Below are 14720 nucleotides of genomic sequence, written 5' to 3'. Positions count from 1 at the left end.
CCCGACGAGTTCTGCGACCCCAACCAGTTCTGCGACCCCAACGACCTCAACGAGTCCGACGAGCCCGCCGGCTCTGAAGAACGCAGGCTGACAACACCGCATTTCAGCCCTCCTGCCGCGTGGTTGGTCGCGCCAAGTAAGACATCCGCGGATCGCAGACCAAGCGGTCGCGTGAAACTTATGCTGCCCGCATGACCGAGTTCCATGCGTCGCCGCCGCCGGATCTTCCCGGCATCCCCTCGGCCGAGGGTTCCCTGCCCGGACCGGAGCAGTTGGTCGGCCGCCCACGCGCGCTGGCCGTGGATTTGCTCGGCGAATTGCACGGTCCGCTGTTCTACGCCGACTTCAACGGCGGCTTCAGGAAGCTCTACGCGTGTTCGCTGGAGCTCGTTACCGAGCTTTGCGACGAGGGTCGGTTCGCCAAGAATCTGACGGCAACCCTTGCCCGAGTCAGGCCGTTGGCCGGTGACGGCCTGTTCACGGCCTACCACGGCGAACCGAACTGGCAGCGCGCCCACGATGTCCTGTTACCGGGCTTCAGCTACGCGGGCCTGCGCGCCTACCACCCGGCGATGCTGGACATCAACCGCAAAATGATCGACAGGTGGGACGCCAGCGCAGGAGACGGGCCGGTCGATGTGTCGGCCGACTTGCAGAAGCTGGCGATGGACACGGTTGCGCTCGCCGGATTCGGTTCGCGCTTCGACTCTTTCGAGTGCCCCGACCTGGCTCCGATCCCGCAAAGCTTCACAACGGCCCTGGGGGAGTTGACATCTGACCCGCCGACGGCGGTGTTCAAGGAAGAATTGGCGACCCTGCAGACGTTCATCGACGGACTGATAGCCGAGCATCGATCCGGTGGCCGTGAGTTCGAGGACCTGTTGGCGTTGATGCTGCAACAGGATCCGAACGGCAAGCCCGTGCTGGAGACGGAGAACATCCGCAATCAGATCATGACCTTCCTGATCGCGGGGCAGCTCACCACATCGGAGCTGATGCCCAACACGCTGTACAACATCGTCAGCGAACCGACGGTGCTGCATCGGGTGCAGGCCGAGGTGGACACCGTGTTCGGAGCCGACGACGCCTACCTGCCCGGCTACGACGACATCGGCAAGCTGACCTATCTGCGGCAGGTCATCGAGGAAACCCTGCGACTGTCCCCGCCGGTGCTGAGCTTCGATCGAATGGCCTTGGAAGACACCGTGATCGGTGGCCGGTATCCGATCAAGCGCGGCGAGGCGGTCACGGTGCTCACCGGCGCATTGCACCGCCAGCCGCGCTGGGGCGACAATGTCGAACTCTTCGACCCCGGCCGCTTCGCTCCCGAACGCTCGGCAGCTCGGCCGGCCGCGTTGTTCAAACCCTTCGGAACCGGCGCACGATCATGCATCGGCCGGCAGTTCGCGCTGCACGAGGCGGCCATGGCAGTGGCCCGGATCGTACATCGCTACCGCCTCATCGATGCCTATCACTATGTGCCGCAATGGGAAACCCCCACCAGTCGCCGGCCGGTTGGATTCCGGCTCGATCTGCTTCGGCGCACGCCACAGGACCGCAACACCGACACGCTTGGCGCCCAGCCCGATGCCGCACAGAGCGAAGCGCGAAGCCCCGCAACGGCTATCACGGCCGGCACCAGGCTGGCGGTCCTGTACGGTTCCAACCTCGGCACCTGCCGGGCGCTGGCCCGCCAATTCGCCGACGATGCCACGGCACTGGGCTGCACTGCAACGGTGGCCCCCCTGGACGATGCCGTCGGTGGCTTCCCCGACGCCGAGGCCATCGTGATCATCACGGCGTCTTACAACGGACAACCGACAGACGACGCGCGCGCCTTCCTCACCTGGCTGCTCGACCCGAATACCACGCTGAATCCGACACCCAATGTCGCGGTTCTCGGTGTGGGTGACCACAACTGGGCGGACACCTACCAGGCGGTCCCGCAGCGCATCTACGAGCGCCTAGGCGAGCTGAAAGCCAACCGATTGGTCCCGCTGGCAGCGGCCGACACCTCCGGGGACATGGTCGGCACGATCGAGGAGTTCGCAGCCGCGCTGTGGTCATCGTTGGCCGAACGCTTCGGAGACCCCGACGCCGCGCCGCTCACGGATGCGGCCGAACCGCTTTACGAGTTGCGCCAGATCGTCGGACCGGTGACGGCGGCGATGGACGCACGGTCATCGGTGATCCCGATGACCATCGCCGAGAATACCCAACTGGTCAGGCCCGGGCTGGGTCAAGCCAAAATCAATGTCCGCGTGGACCTTCCGGACGGCGTCGACTACCAAACCGGCGACCACCTCACCGTGATGGCAGACAACCCACCCGAGGTGGTCGACGCGGTCTTGGCACAACTCGGCATCGACCCCGGACTGAGGCTGGCGATCAATCCTCGGCGCAGCTCTCGGCGGCTCATCGCGCTGGACAGAGAGGTCAGCGCACGAGAACTGCTCACGCACTTCGTCGAATTGCGGAAACCGGTGACCAGCAGTCAATTACGCAGCCTTGCGGCGGCCAACACGAGTCCTGCGGAGCGCCGGCGGCTCACCGAACTGGCCGAGGATCCAGAAGGCTGCCCGCTCAGCGTGATGGAGTGCCTCGACGAATATCCGGCTTGCGTTCTCACCGGTGCCGAACTCCTTGAATTGCTGGATCCCATGGTGCCCAGGCACTATTCGATCGCATCGTCGTCAATGCTGTCACCACGCACGGTAGGACTGATCGTCAGTGTGCTCGACGCGCCGGCCCGTTCCGGTCGCGGCCTGTTCAAAGGTGTCGCATCCAACTACCTCGCGACAGTCCAAGCCGGACAAGTGATCCGGGCGCGCGTGGACCCGGCTCGCCAGGCGTTCCGCGCCGGTGCCGATCCGGCCAAGAACGTCATCCTGGTGAGCGCCGGTACCGGGGTGGCGCCGTTCCTCGGTTTCCTCGGTGACCGGCTTGCCGCACAACGCGCCGGAGCGCCGGTGGAGCCCGCGCTGTGCTTCTTCGGGGTGCGTGACCCGGAGGTCGATTACATTTTCCGAGACCGGTTCGAACAGGCCGAAGCCCTCGGCATCGTGCAGATGCGCCCGGCCTTCTCCCGCGCGCCGCAGGACGGGGTTCGCTACGTGCAGGACCGGATCGCCGCGGACGCCGACGAGGTGTGGAACCTTTTGCGCGACCCGGCCAAGGACACCCACGTCTACGTGTGCGGCGATGGCGCGCGGATGGCGCCGGCGGTGCGCGGGTCGTTCCTCGACATCTATCGGTCACGGGCGGGCGCTGACGACGATCAGGCCCGCGCTTGGCTGAACGGTCTCGTCGAATCCGACCACTACGTCGAGGATGTGTGGGCAGGGTGAACGACCTTACGCGGCCGCCTGCAGGGTGATTTCGGAGATTTCAGTCCGGCTCTCGCCGTTTGTGGTGCCCAAGGTGGAGATCCACACCAGCACATTGGAAGTCTTGGTTCGGTTGTGCACTTCTATGCGGTTGTGCCCCGGCTGCAGCGGCGTGTTCGGGGTCAGCTCGGTGGTGTCGGCCAATTTGGTTGGGTCGTGGGTGGGCGACGAGCGGATCTGCACCCGGGTTCCCGTGCTGGATACGTCGATCGTCACGGCGCTTAGCGCGGTCGGTTCGGACAGCTGCAGCAGCAGTCCCATTCCTTGGATGAACTTCGGGAATGGATCGGCATCCTTGTACGTGACGGTGGACCACGCGGTGTTCGGGTTGCCGTCGATTGCCAAATTGGCTTTCTGCGGGTTGTCGGGGGCACCGTCGGGTGAAAAGACCGTTGCGCTCACCGGCTTGACGATTGGTCCGGGGTGAGTCCAGCGACCGAAGCCGTCGGTGAGGTACAGAACCGCTGCCGCCGTCAACAGGATCGCAGCGACGGCGGCGACGACCGCAGCGATCCGGACCCTTCTGCCTTTCCGTTCCTTGTCTCGCGGCGATTCGGCGGGGAGTCGGGGCCGGCGTCGCTTCGGAGGAGGTTCGACTGAAAAGTTGATGATTTTGTCGGCGTCGAGGGTGTCGCCGTCCCAGGCGCCGCTGACTTCGACCTCGTCCCCGTCTGCCAGCTGACCCGGCCCTACGAGATCGGTTGGCATTTCGACCGGAACCTGAGTGTGCCGGTTGTCCAGTGGCTCATATGGGACCACCTGGAACGACAAGATCCCCACCTGGTTTTGCGCACCGATCGCGCTGTGCTCGACGCCGCGTACTGTCCCGTTGAGGACCAGACGCTCGAGACGCTGCGTGGGCGGGCGTTCGTGCGGATGCGGTTCAGCGGCGTCCCGGCCGGGACCCTGCTGCGTGAGGGCTTGAGCAAAGTCGGCGCAATTCGGGTATCGGTCGTTCGGGTCTTTGGCCAGCGCCCTTGCCAGCACTGCGTCCAGGTGCGCGAGATCGGGTCGGCGCTCCGATATCCGCGGTGGCGGCGCACTGAGATGACGGCTGAGTACGACAGCACGATTTGAGTCCTGAAAAGGCGGAGCGCCGGTCAATAGGTAAAACGTGGTGGCGGCCAGCGCATATTGATCCGCTCGGCCGTCGAGCGGCTTGCCCAGGAGTTGCTCCGGGGCCACGTAATTAATGGTCCCTATGGCGACGTTGGCTTCGGTGAGGTTGCTGACGTCGTCGATCCTGCGAGCGATGCCGAAGTCGGTTAACAGCACCCTGCGCCGGTGGCCATCGGCCGCGGTCACGAGGATGTTCTCGGGCTTGACGTCCCGATGAAGCAGACGGCGATCATGACCGAAGTCGAGCGCATCGGCCACCGCTGTCACGATGTCCGCGACGTCCCCTTCAGGCATGCCGCGCGGATAACGCTCCTGAACCAATCGGCCCGCGTCGGTGCCGTCCACGTAGTTCATCGAGATCCAGAGCCGGCCGTTGAACTCACCGCGGTCCAGAACGCCGACGATGTGTGGGTGCCACAGCGTCGCTGCCAATTCGGCTTCGCGGTTGAATCTCGCCCGGAACTCCTCGTCGGCTGTCGCGGCCACCGACAAGATCTTCAGCGCGTCGTGACGAGGCAGACGAGGATGCTGGGCGAGGTAGACCTCACCCATACCACCGGTGCCGAGCAGGCGCTGAATGGTGTAGCCAGCGAAGACGTCACCGTTATCGAACGGCATGTCCCGAAGCCTACAAACCGGCAGGACCGGGGAGCGAATTCCGCCACCGAGGGGGCATCGAGGCCAGTGACTTCCTCAGCAACTTCTCAGCGCCGTGTTCATACGCTGGCGGTCCCATGTTCAACGGAACTCACCTCGCCTACCGGGCCACAGACGACGCCGATGACTGCGAGGCGCGAACGATGAGCGGGCGCAGTCGGGCTCCATCGCTACTGCCCAGTGAACTGGCGCACGCCTCGGTGATGGGCGCCCTGTGCGCGGCGATAGCGATCATTGCGGTGATCCTTCCCCACGCGGGTGGGCTCGGACTGCTGGGCACCGTGCCGATGGGGCTGCTGGCCTATCGCTACCGGATTCGCGTTCTGATCACCGCGACCGTCGCCGCGAGCGTGATCGGCTTCCTGGTGGTCGGTCTGAGCGGGTTCGGGGCGGTCGCCCTCTGCGCCTACGTCGGCGGGCTGGCCGGAATCGTGAAGCGCCGCCGCCGTGGCACGCCGACCGTCATCGCGTTTTCGATTGGCGCCGGTCTTGTCGTCGGTGTCGCGGTCATCATCGCGTTGACCGTCCTGGTCCGGCTTCGGGAGCTGGCATTCCACACGATCACCGCCACGGTGGACGGAGTCGCGATGACCGTGGCCCGCGTGCCGCACCTCCAGGTGGTCGCGGCCGAGATCAAGGGTTTTTTCGCCGCCGCGCTGCATTACTGGCAGTGGCTCGTTCTCGGATGCGCCGTCGTCGGGATCATGGGCGCCTCGGTGGTCGGTTGGTTGGTGTTGTCGCGGGTGCTGGTCCGGCTGCGCGGCGTTCCCGATGTGCACAAATTGGATGCGCCGGTCGGCACCGGGCCGATCGCGCCGGTCCCCGTGCGGCTCGATGACGTGCGCCTCCGTTACCCGCACAGCGACCGCGACGCGCTGCGCGCGGTCAGCCTGGACGTGCGGGCGGGCGACCACGTCGCGGTCACCGGTGCCAATGGCTCGGGGAAAACCACTTTGACGCTGATCCTGGCGGGCCGCGAACCGACCTCGGGCACCGTCGAACGCCCCGGCGCGGTGGGTCTCGGTCAGCTCGGTGGGACTGCCGTCGTCATGCAGCACCCGGAAAGCCAGGTGCTGGGCACGCGGGTCGCCGACGATGTGGTCTGGGGATTACCGCCCGGCAAGACCACCGATGTCGACCGGTTGCTCAGTGAGGTCGGGCTGGACGGCCTCGCCGGGCGCGACACCGGCGGCCTGTCGGGCGGTGAACTGCAGCGCCTGGCAGTGGCCGCGGCGCTGGCGCGAGAGCCGGCGCTGCTCATCGCCGACGAGGTCACCAGCATGGTCGATCAGCAAGGCCGAGACGCACTGCTCGCCGTGCTGTCCCGCCTGACCGACCGTCACCAAACCGCCCTGGTGCACATCACCCACTACGACAACGAGGCCGAATACGCCGACCGCACGATCGACCTGAGCGATTCGCTGGACAACACCGCAACGGTCGAGACGGCGGCCGCGCCCGCTCCGACGGCTGCGGTGGTAACCCGGTCTGACACCCCGGTGCTCGAACTCAAAGGTGTCGGCCACGAATATGGCAGTGGCACCCCCTGGGCGCAGACCGCACTCCGCGACATCAGTTTCGTGGTGCATGAGGGCGACGGCCTGCTGATCCATGGCGGCAACGGCTCCGGTAAGTCCACGCTGGCCTGGATCATGGCCGGCCTGACGACACCGACCACCGGCACCTGTCTGCTCAACGACCGCCCCGCCGCCGAGCAGGTCGGCGCGGTCGCGCTCCAATTCCAGGCCGCCCGGCTGCAGTTGATGCGCGGTCGCGTCGATCTGGAAGTGGCTGCGGCGGCGGGCTTTTCGCCTGACGATCGCGACAGCGTGACCGCGGCCCTGGCGGCTGTCGGACTTGACGCCGCACTGGCGAAGCGGCGCATCGACCAGCTCAGCGGCGGCCAGATGCGCCGAGTGGTCCTGGCCGGATTGCTGGCGCGGTCGCCGCGCGTGTTGATCCTCGACGAGCCGCTGGCCGGACTGGACGCGGCCAGCCAGCGCGGCCTGGTGCGGCTGCTCGCGGATCGGCGCCGCGACACCGGTCTGACCGTGGTGGTCATTTCCCACGACTTCGCCGGCCTGGAGGAGCTTTGCCCCCGCACGCTGCACCTACGAGACGGCATGCTGGCACCGGCATCGGGCGCGGCCGGGGAAAACAGCGTGGTCGCGGCGTTGCCGACGAAGCGCGCGGCCCGCCGCCAACCTCGCCCCGTCGTTCTGCTGCGCCCGGTGCCCGGGCGTTCCGCAATCCACGACCTGTGGGCCGGCACCAAACTGACTGCTGTTTTCGGCATTTCGCTGTTGTTGACGCTCAACCCGGGATGGGTGCCGATCGGACTGATGGCCGCGCTGATGCTGGCGACGGCATGGGTCGCACACATTCCCCGAGGTGTGCTGCCATCGGTACCGCGTTGGCTTCCGATCCTGCTGGCCGTCGTGGGCATCACGGCGACGTTGGCCGGCGGCGGTCCGCACATCCAGGTGGGCACGGTCTCGCTCGGCCTGGGCGGCCTGTTGGATTTCCTGCGCTTCACAGCGTTGTCGATCGTGTTGCTCGGCCTGGGCGCGCTGGTGTCCTGGACCACCAATGTTGCCGAAATCGCGCCCGCGGTGGCCACTTTGGGGCGACGCCTGCGGCCACTGCGGATTCCCGTCGACGAGTGGTCGGTCGCGCTGGCGCTGGCGCTGCGCACATTCCCGATGCTGATCGACGAATTCCGGGTGCTCTACGCCGCTCGCCGGTTGCGGCCCAAACAGGGAGCGGGGACCCGCAGGGCCCGTTTCAGGCGGTTGGCGGCTGACCTGATCGACCTGATTGTCGCGGTCATCACCGTGACTCTGCGACGCGCGGACGAGATGGGGGATGCGATCACCGCCCGCGGCGGCGCCGGTCAAATCTCGGCGGCCCCGTCGCGTCCGAAACTTGTTGACTGGGTGGCACTCTCGATCGTGTCGGCGGTCTGCCTGGCCACGTTGGTGCTGGGCGCCTAGCGGCTGGGCTTGCTCAGAACCGAACCAACGCCGGCACGTCCGCCAATGCGCAGTTGGGAATGCCCTCGGCCGCGCGCAGCAGGAAGTTGAGCTTCGCGATTCGCTCGCCCGACCGCGGCGCGCCGTTCTTCTGAAACGGTGCCCCCAACCCCACCGCAAGGTCCATCACGACATCGTCGAGGACACCGCCGGACCGCCCCGACGGAATCGCCAAAATGTCGTTCGCTGCGGCGTATTCGAAGCAGTCCAGCGCCTCGGCGATGGTCCCGACCTGGTTGGGCTTCATGATGAACCCGTCGACCGCCGAGGACTGGACGGCACGTTCCAGGCGTTCGCGGCTGGTGACGATCAGGTCGTCACCGAGGATGATCGATCGGCTGATGGTGTGCGCCGCCTTGGTGAACCCATCCCAGTCATCCCCGTCGAGCAGGTCTTCGATGAACACCAGCGGGAACTGCTCCGACAGCCCGCGGGCATAGTCGATCAGAGCGTCCGCACTCACTCGCCCGCCGTCGAATGCGTATGTCCGAGAACTCTTGTCGTAGACCTCGCTGGACGCACAGTCCAGTGCGAACGCCATGACGTCGGCGCAGCCGGAGCGCTCGACGGCCTCGGCCAGCACCGCCATGACCACACGCGGGTCGTCGGACGGCGCGACATACCCGTACGACGGCGCCACCAGCGGCGCGCGGCCGAGCCGTTTGGTGAGCACCTCGCCCAGCACGCCGAACAAACGCACCCCCTTCTCGACCGCCGACTCGATGGAGTCGGCGCGATAGGGCAACACGAGGAACTCGTTGAACGTCTGGAAGACGCCTCCGTAACGGCCACCGTTGATCATGTTGAAGCTCGGCACCGGCACGGTGGTCGGCGGCTCGCGTCCCAGCAGCGCGCGGACGTAGGTGTGTGTGGGCATGCCCGCCGCCGCGGACGCCGCGCGCAACAGCGCGACCGAGGTGGAGTAAATCGTGTTTCCGCCGAGCCGGTGCTTGTCCGGTGTGCCGTCGAGTTCGATCAGGGCCCGGTCCAGCGACCGCGGGTCATCGAGTTCGGCGCCGACAAGAACGGGCGCGATTTCGTCGGCCACGGCAGAGACCGCGCGGTGCACGCTCAGCCCGTTGTATTCGGCCCGGTCTCCGTCACGCAGCACGAACGCCTCGTGCACACCGACCGACGTACCCGTCGGCGACGCACCGCGGCCGACATGGCCGGTGTCGGTGGTGATTTCGACCTCTACCATCGGACGCGCCTTGCAGTCCAGCAGTTGGCGGGCGACCACGGACGCGATCCGCATCAAGGTGGCTTGTCTTAGAACACTGCGATGCAGACCGCCACGAACTGGCAGATCGCCGCGACCGCCGTGCACGCGTGAAATATCTCGTGATAACCGAACGTCACCGGCCACGGGTCGGGCCAGCGCAGCCCGTAAAACACCGCACCGAGGCTGTAGAGTGCGCCGCCGACCGCGAGCAATATCGCCGCGGCCACACCGACGTTGTGCACGATCGTCCCCGCGTACCAAACCGCTACCCAACCCAGCAGCAGATAGAGCGCCACGCCCAGCCAGCGCGGGGCGCCGGGCCAGAACAATGTCAGCGCAATCCCGGCCAGCGCCCCGCCCCACACGATCGCCAGCACCATGCGACCTGTCGGGGGCGGCATGCTCAGCCTGGCGAACGGCGTATAGGTGCCGGCGATGAAGACGAAGATCATCGAGTGGTCCAGCCGCCTCATCCAGGTCCGCGCGGTCGCCGAACCCCAGTGGACGCGGTGATAGGTCGCGCTGACGGCGAACATCGCGACGATCGCCAGGGCGTAGGCCAACGTCGCTTGCCCGGCCCGCGTCGACACGACAGCCCACGACACCGCGACCAACGCCGAACCGGCTACGAGCGCCGCGTAGGCGCAATAATGATGGATCCATCCGCGCAGCCGTGGCTTGCTCGCAACACCGGCCCCGGGCTTGGCGATGCGCCCGGTGTTTTCGGGACGTGTATCGACCTGATAGCTCACCATCCCTCCCTTGCTCACAACCCGGATTGCCGTTGAGTGGCTCTGCGCAAGGCAATCCCTGGGAGCGCCAGGGTATGGGCGGGTCGCTGAGAGGCCGCTGAGAACGGCGGGGTGGCCTCCCGCGGACGGGACGGGAGCTTCGCTGTTCTCAGCTGACTCTCAGCCCGGCAGAATCAGACTATGGGGGTGTTTGCCCGTGTCACGCGCCTGCCCACCTGGGGTATCCCGGCCCGCTCCGCCGCGGTCTCGGCGGTAGTCGTCCTGGTTGCGCTGGCGATTGCGGGAGCGGGCTTGGACCTGATCTTGTACCGGTCGTTGTTGGCGGGCGTCGACGACGCCGCCGCCGGCAGAGTTCATTTCATTGTCGACGCCCTGCACTCGGATCCGCCCGACAAGCTCGACAGCACGCTGTTGACCACCAACCAGCGCGTGGTCGCAATCCAAGTGATCGGCCCCGACGGCAAAGTGGCGAAGCGGTCCGGGGCCGCGCCCGCGACGCCGCTGATACCCATCACGGAGTTCGACTTCAACCTGCGCCGCGGCATATCGGACGATGCGGTGCCCAACGACGACATGCGTGTCAGCGGTCAGCGGGTCAACACCGCATTCGGCGAGTACACGGTGCTCGTCGGCGGAGGAAGCGAGGCGGCCGAGGCGACTGCGCGCATCGTTGCGCTGCTGCTGGCCGGTGGCGCCCCGATCATCATCGGGGTGGCCGCAACCGCCACCTACAGGCTGGTTCGCCGGTCGCTGCAATCGGTTGACGCCATCCGCAGCAGGGTGGCCGAGATCTCGACCTCCGACCTGGCCGATCGGGTACCCGTACCCACCAGTCGTGACGAGATTTCGGCCCTGGCGGTCACCATGAACGAAATGCTGGCGCGCCTGGAATCGGGCCACCGCGCGCAACAGCGGTTCCTCGGCGACGCCTCTCACGAACTGCGCAGCCCGCTGGCCACCATCATCTCCGGTTTGGAAGTCGCCGAGGCGCATCCCGAATTGCTCGATGCGGAATTGGCGATCGACACCCTGCTTCCGGAGGCACACCGCATGCGGGCGCTGATCGAGGATCTACTCCTGCTGGCCCGCGCCGACGAGCAAAGCCTGGCGATGCGCAAAGAGCAGGTGCCGCTCGGCGACCTCGTCGAAGGGGAGGCTGCACGTGTACGGCGCGATGGCTGCGAAATTCACACCTCAACCTCTCCGGTGTGTTTGATCGGCGATCCGGCAGCCGTCTCCCGGGTGATTCGCAATCTCGTGGATAACGCTGTGTATCACGCGAAATCGCGTGTCGACGTCAACGTCGGCAGCCGAGACGGCAACGTCATGCTCACCGTCAGCGACGACGGGCCTGGCATCGCGCCGGCCGACCGGGCCCGGGTCTTCGAACGGTTCGTGCGCCTGGACTCCGACCGAGCGCGCAGTGGCGGGGGAACCGGCCTGGGCTTGGCGATCGTCGCCGAGATCGTCGCCGCGCACGGTGGCACCGTCACCATTGACGACCGCCCCGGCGGTGGAACCACGGTGATCGTGATGCTGCCTCAACAAACCAACCGGTAGCCGACGCCGCGAACCGTCTCAATAGTGTTGGTACCGAAAGGAACATCGATCTTGCGGCGCAGATATCCCACGTACACCTCGACGACATTGTCGGGTCCCTGGTAGTGGGCGTCCCACACGTTGCGCAATATCTCGGTCTTCGTCACGACGGCCTCCTTGTTGCGCATGAGAAACTCCAGCAGCCCGAACTCGCGCGGCGTCAGCGAGATCTGCGTCGGCCCGCGTTGCACCAGGTGCCGAGTGGGGTCCAGGGATAGCGATCCGGCGGTCAGCACCACCGGCCGCTCCGGCGCGCCGCGACGCACCAACGCACGCAGGCGCGCCACCAGTACTCGAAACGAAAACGGTTTCGTCAGATAGTCATCGGCTCCGAGATCGAATGCGTCGGTCTCGTCGTACTCACCATCCTTGGCGGTGAGCATGAGCACCGGCGTCCACACCTCCCCCTCCCGCATTCGGCGCAGCACCTCATATCCACTGTGTCCGGGAAGCATGATGTCGAGAACCACTACGTCGAAGCTGTTCTCGATCACCTCGCGTAGGGCGTCTACGCCCGTGTGGACGGCGGTCACGACGAAGCCCTCGGCCTTCAATCCCAAAGACAGGGTCGCCGACAATCGTGCCTCGTCCTCGACGAGGAGAACCCTCATGTCGGTACGCTACTTCGTGCGCCATGTGCGCGAAAGATCGCGGCAGGTCAGGGGGCCGGCGCTACCCGCGATATTCGCCCTTCGCGTGCCGATCCGTAGCTCCTATACTCGACCTACTCATTGGAGGGTGCGATGGCCACAACCTGGGACACGTTGGATCGCTACGTCGTCATCTCGACGGACACACACGCCGGGGCGGATCTCTACGGGTACAAACCGTATCTGCCCGCGCGTCTGCACGATGAGTTCGACGCGTGGGCCAAGGCCTACGCCAGCCCGTTCGACGACCTGATCGTCGCCACCGCCAACCGGAACTGGGACCACGAGCTTCGGATCTCCGAGATGGACGCCGACGGCGTGGCCGCCGAGGTGCTGCTGCCCAACACCGTGCCGCCGTTCTTCCCGACCACGCCCAACATCACCATCAGCCTGCCCCGCACCCGCGAGGACTTCGAAAAGCGTTGGGCCGGTGTACAGGCCCACAACCGGTGGCAGGTCGACTTCTGTTCGCTGGCCCCGGCCCGGCGCCGCGGGCTGATCCAGATCTTTCCCAACGACGTCGAGCTGGCGCTGGAGGAAATCCGCTGGGGCGCAGCGCAGAACTGCTTCGGCGGCGTGCTCATTCCGGCGGTCTCGCCCGGTGATCCGCACGTGGCCCCGCTCTTTCACACCCGCTACGAACCGATCTGGGCGCTGTGCGCCGAACTGGACCTGACGGTGGTGCAGCACGCGGGCGCCGGCAGCCCCGAGATGCCGATGGACCAGCCGGCCTCCAACGCGGTGTTGATCACCGAGATGGCGCTATGGGCCCAGCGCACGCTCGGACACCTGATCCTGGCCGGCGTGTTCGAACGGTATCCGACGCTGCGCTTCGTGCCGACCGAGCAGGGCACGATGTGGGTGCAGGACCAACTGGCCGTCCTCGACGCAATGGTGCCCACCATGAAATCCGAGGCCCACAACCGCACCTACGGCATGTTCGGTGGATCGTCGGTCGACGCGCTGACCCTGAGCCCTAGCGAGTACGCCAAGCGGAACTGTTATCTGGCAAGCGAATTGATGCCCTACGAGTCGGCGATGATCGACTTCATGGGGGCCGACCACATCATGTGGGGCAGCGACTACCCGCACGAGGAGGGCTTCGCGCCGCACTCCAAGCTGGCCATCCGCTGGGCCCTGCATGACCGGCCGGAGGACACCTGCCGAAAGATCCTGGGCGGCAACGCCGGTCGCCTCTACCGGTTCGATCTCGACGCGTTGGTGCCCGTCGCCGCCAAGATCGGTCCCACCGTCGCCGAGGTGGCCACCCCCGTCGAGGACACCGGCTATCGCTCGCCGGCGGCTTTCGGCTACCGGCCGTTCGAAGGGGGCCTGGCCCTCAAGCGGCTGGCCCCCGAACGGGGCTAACCCGACTCCTCGGCCAGGGCGGCGCTGAGCCGGCGGGTCGCGGACGAGAGCTGCGTACCGAGACGGGTGACCGCCGCGCCGCTCATCGGCTCGGCGCTGGGGACCAGGCTGAGCATCAGGGCGATGCGCGACCCGGGCCCCAGGATCGGCGAGTCGATGTGGCTCACCTCGTAGGTGCGGTCCGCGGCCAGGCTGATCGGGAACCACTCCTCCTGATGGATCAGCTCGTCGGTCAACGCCTGCGCCAGCTGACTCAGCCGGGTGGACCGCACCTCGGCGCTGCGCACGATCAGCGCCAGTTCCTGCAGCCGCAGATCGGGCAGCAGGTGAAGGCCGACGGCGTAGCCGCGCCGCCGGGCGGCGGCGATGGCCTCGCGGTAGCGGTCGCGCGCGTCTTCGGGCAGGGCGGCCAGCCAGCGCTCCCGTTCCTCGGGCCCCGCCCAGGCGACGGTCGACGCGCCATAGGGCGGGCGGTGGGGGAACTGGGTGCCGATCGGCATCGGGTGACCGCCGCCGTGCGGGCTGCGGACCTGATCGACGACGGTGGAGTGGTCATCGCTCACCGAGAACGCGACGCAGTGCGCGCCCGTCGCGGCCGCCAGCTCGGCCATCGCGGAGCGGGCCAACACCAGGGCCGGGTAGCGGCCCGCCGCCTCGCGGCCGAGGCGGACCAGGGCGGGACCGAGGTGGTAGGTCTTCAGAACGGGGTCGCGCAGCAGCCAGCCGGCCCGGAGCAGTTCGGACAGCATCGAGTGGCAGCTGGCCTTGTGGACGTTCAGATGGCGCGACACCTCGGCCAGGGTCATTCCCCGGCTCCCGTCGCCCGCCAGGTGCTCGAAGAGGTTCACCACCCGCTCGGTTTGCGGGGAGGGACGCGGGGCCATGAGCCCAATGGTCGCATAATGCGACTTCTTGCGGTGATATAAGCGACCATG

Annotated in this window: 9 protein-coding genes; 4 read left to right on the top strand and 5 right to left on the bottom strand. The window is 66.8% G+C overall.

What is annotated here, in order from left to right:
* Positions 1-191 precede the first annotated feature (191 nt).
* Positions 192-3347, top strand: coding sequence for a cytochrome P450 (locus OQ968_RS12315; protein WP_324678120.1), 3156 nt, complete (start codon positions 192-194; stop codon positions 3345-3347).
* Positions 3348-3353: 6 nt separating this feature from the next.
* Here the strand turns inward: OQ968_RS12315 and OQ968_RS12310 are convergent, their stop codons facing one another.
* On the bottom strand, positions 3354-5123 hold the full coding sequence (locus OQ968_RS12310; protein ID WP_324678118.1) for a serine/threonine-protein kinase: 1770 nt from the start codon (positions 5121-5123) through the stop codon (positions 3354-3356).
* A gap of 182 nt (positions 5124-5305) precedes the next feature.
* Between OQ968_RS12310 and OQ968_RS12305 the strand changes: the two genes are divergently transcribed.
* Positions 5306-8155: an ATP-binding cassette domain-containing protein gene (locus OQ968_RS12305; RefSeq protein WP_324678116.1), complete on the top strand. Its 2850-nt coding sequence runs from the start codon at positions 5306-5308 to the stop codon at positions 8153-8155.
* Between the two features lie 13 nt (positions 8156-8168).
* On the opposite strand, the gene eno is transcribed toward OQ968_RS12305, so the two are convergent.
* On the bottom strand, positions 8169-9452 hold the full coding sequence (eno, locus tag OQ968_RS12300) for a phosphopyruvate hydratase (protein ID WP_324678114.1): 1284 nt from the start codon (positions 9450-9452) through the stop codon (positions 8169-8171).
* An 11-nt stretch (positions 9453-9463) separates the two neighbouring features.
* Entirely contained in the window at positions 9464-10168 is a 705-nt protein-coding gene (gene trhA / locus OQ968_RS12295; RefSeq protein ID WP_420715897.1) for a PAQR family membrane homeostasis protein TrhA, read from the bottom strand.
* Positions 10169-10354: 186 nt separating this feature from the next.
* Here trhA and OQ968_RS12290 point away from each other — a divergent pair, with 186 nt between their 5' ends.
* Complete coding sequence (locus OQ968_RS12290) at positions 10355-11728, top strand: HAMP domain-containing sensor histidine kinase (RefSeq protein WP_324678112.1); 1374 nt, start codon at positions 10355-10357, stop codon at positions 11726-11728.
* On the opposite strand, the gene OQ968_RS12285 is transcribed toward OQ968_RS12290, so the two are convergent.
* Entirely contained in the window at positions 11710-12378 is a 669-nt protein-coding gene (locus OQ968_RS12285; protein ID WP_324678110.1) for a response regulator transcription factor, read from the bottom strand. The two genes, OQ968_RS12290 and OQ968_RS12285, sit on opposite strands and share 19 nt — an antisense overlap.
* Before the next feature lie 132 nt (positions 12379-12510).
* Here OQ968_RS12285 and OQ968_RS12280 point away from each other — a divergent pair, with 132 nt between their 5' ends.
* On the top strand, positions 12511-13785 hold the full coding sequence (locus OQ968_RS12280; RefSeq protein WP_324678108.1) for an amidohydrolase family protein: 1275 nt from the start codon (positions 12511-12513) through the stop codon (positions 13783-13785).
* On the opposite strand, the gene OQ968_RS12275 is transcribed toward OQ968_RS12280, so the two are convergent.
* Positions 13782-14669, bottom strand: a complete 888-nt coding sequence (locus tag OQ968_RS12275) for an IclR family transcriptional regulator (RefSeq protein ID WP_324678106.1) — start codon at positions 14667-14669, stop codon at positions 13782-13784. The two genes, OQ968_RS12280 and OQ968_RS12275, sit on opposite strands and share 4 nt — an antisense overlap.
* Positions 14670-14720 lie beyond the last annotated feature (51 nt).

The sequence above is a fragment of the Mycobacterium sp. 663a-19 genome, from assembly GCF_035616495.1.
Classification (GTDB): domain Bacteria; phylum Actinomycetota; class Actinomycetes; order Mycobacteriales; family Mycobacteriaceae; genus Mycobacterium.
Note: the sequence above shows the minus strand (reverse complement) of the source record. Positions and strands in the feature narration are given on the sequence as shown.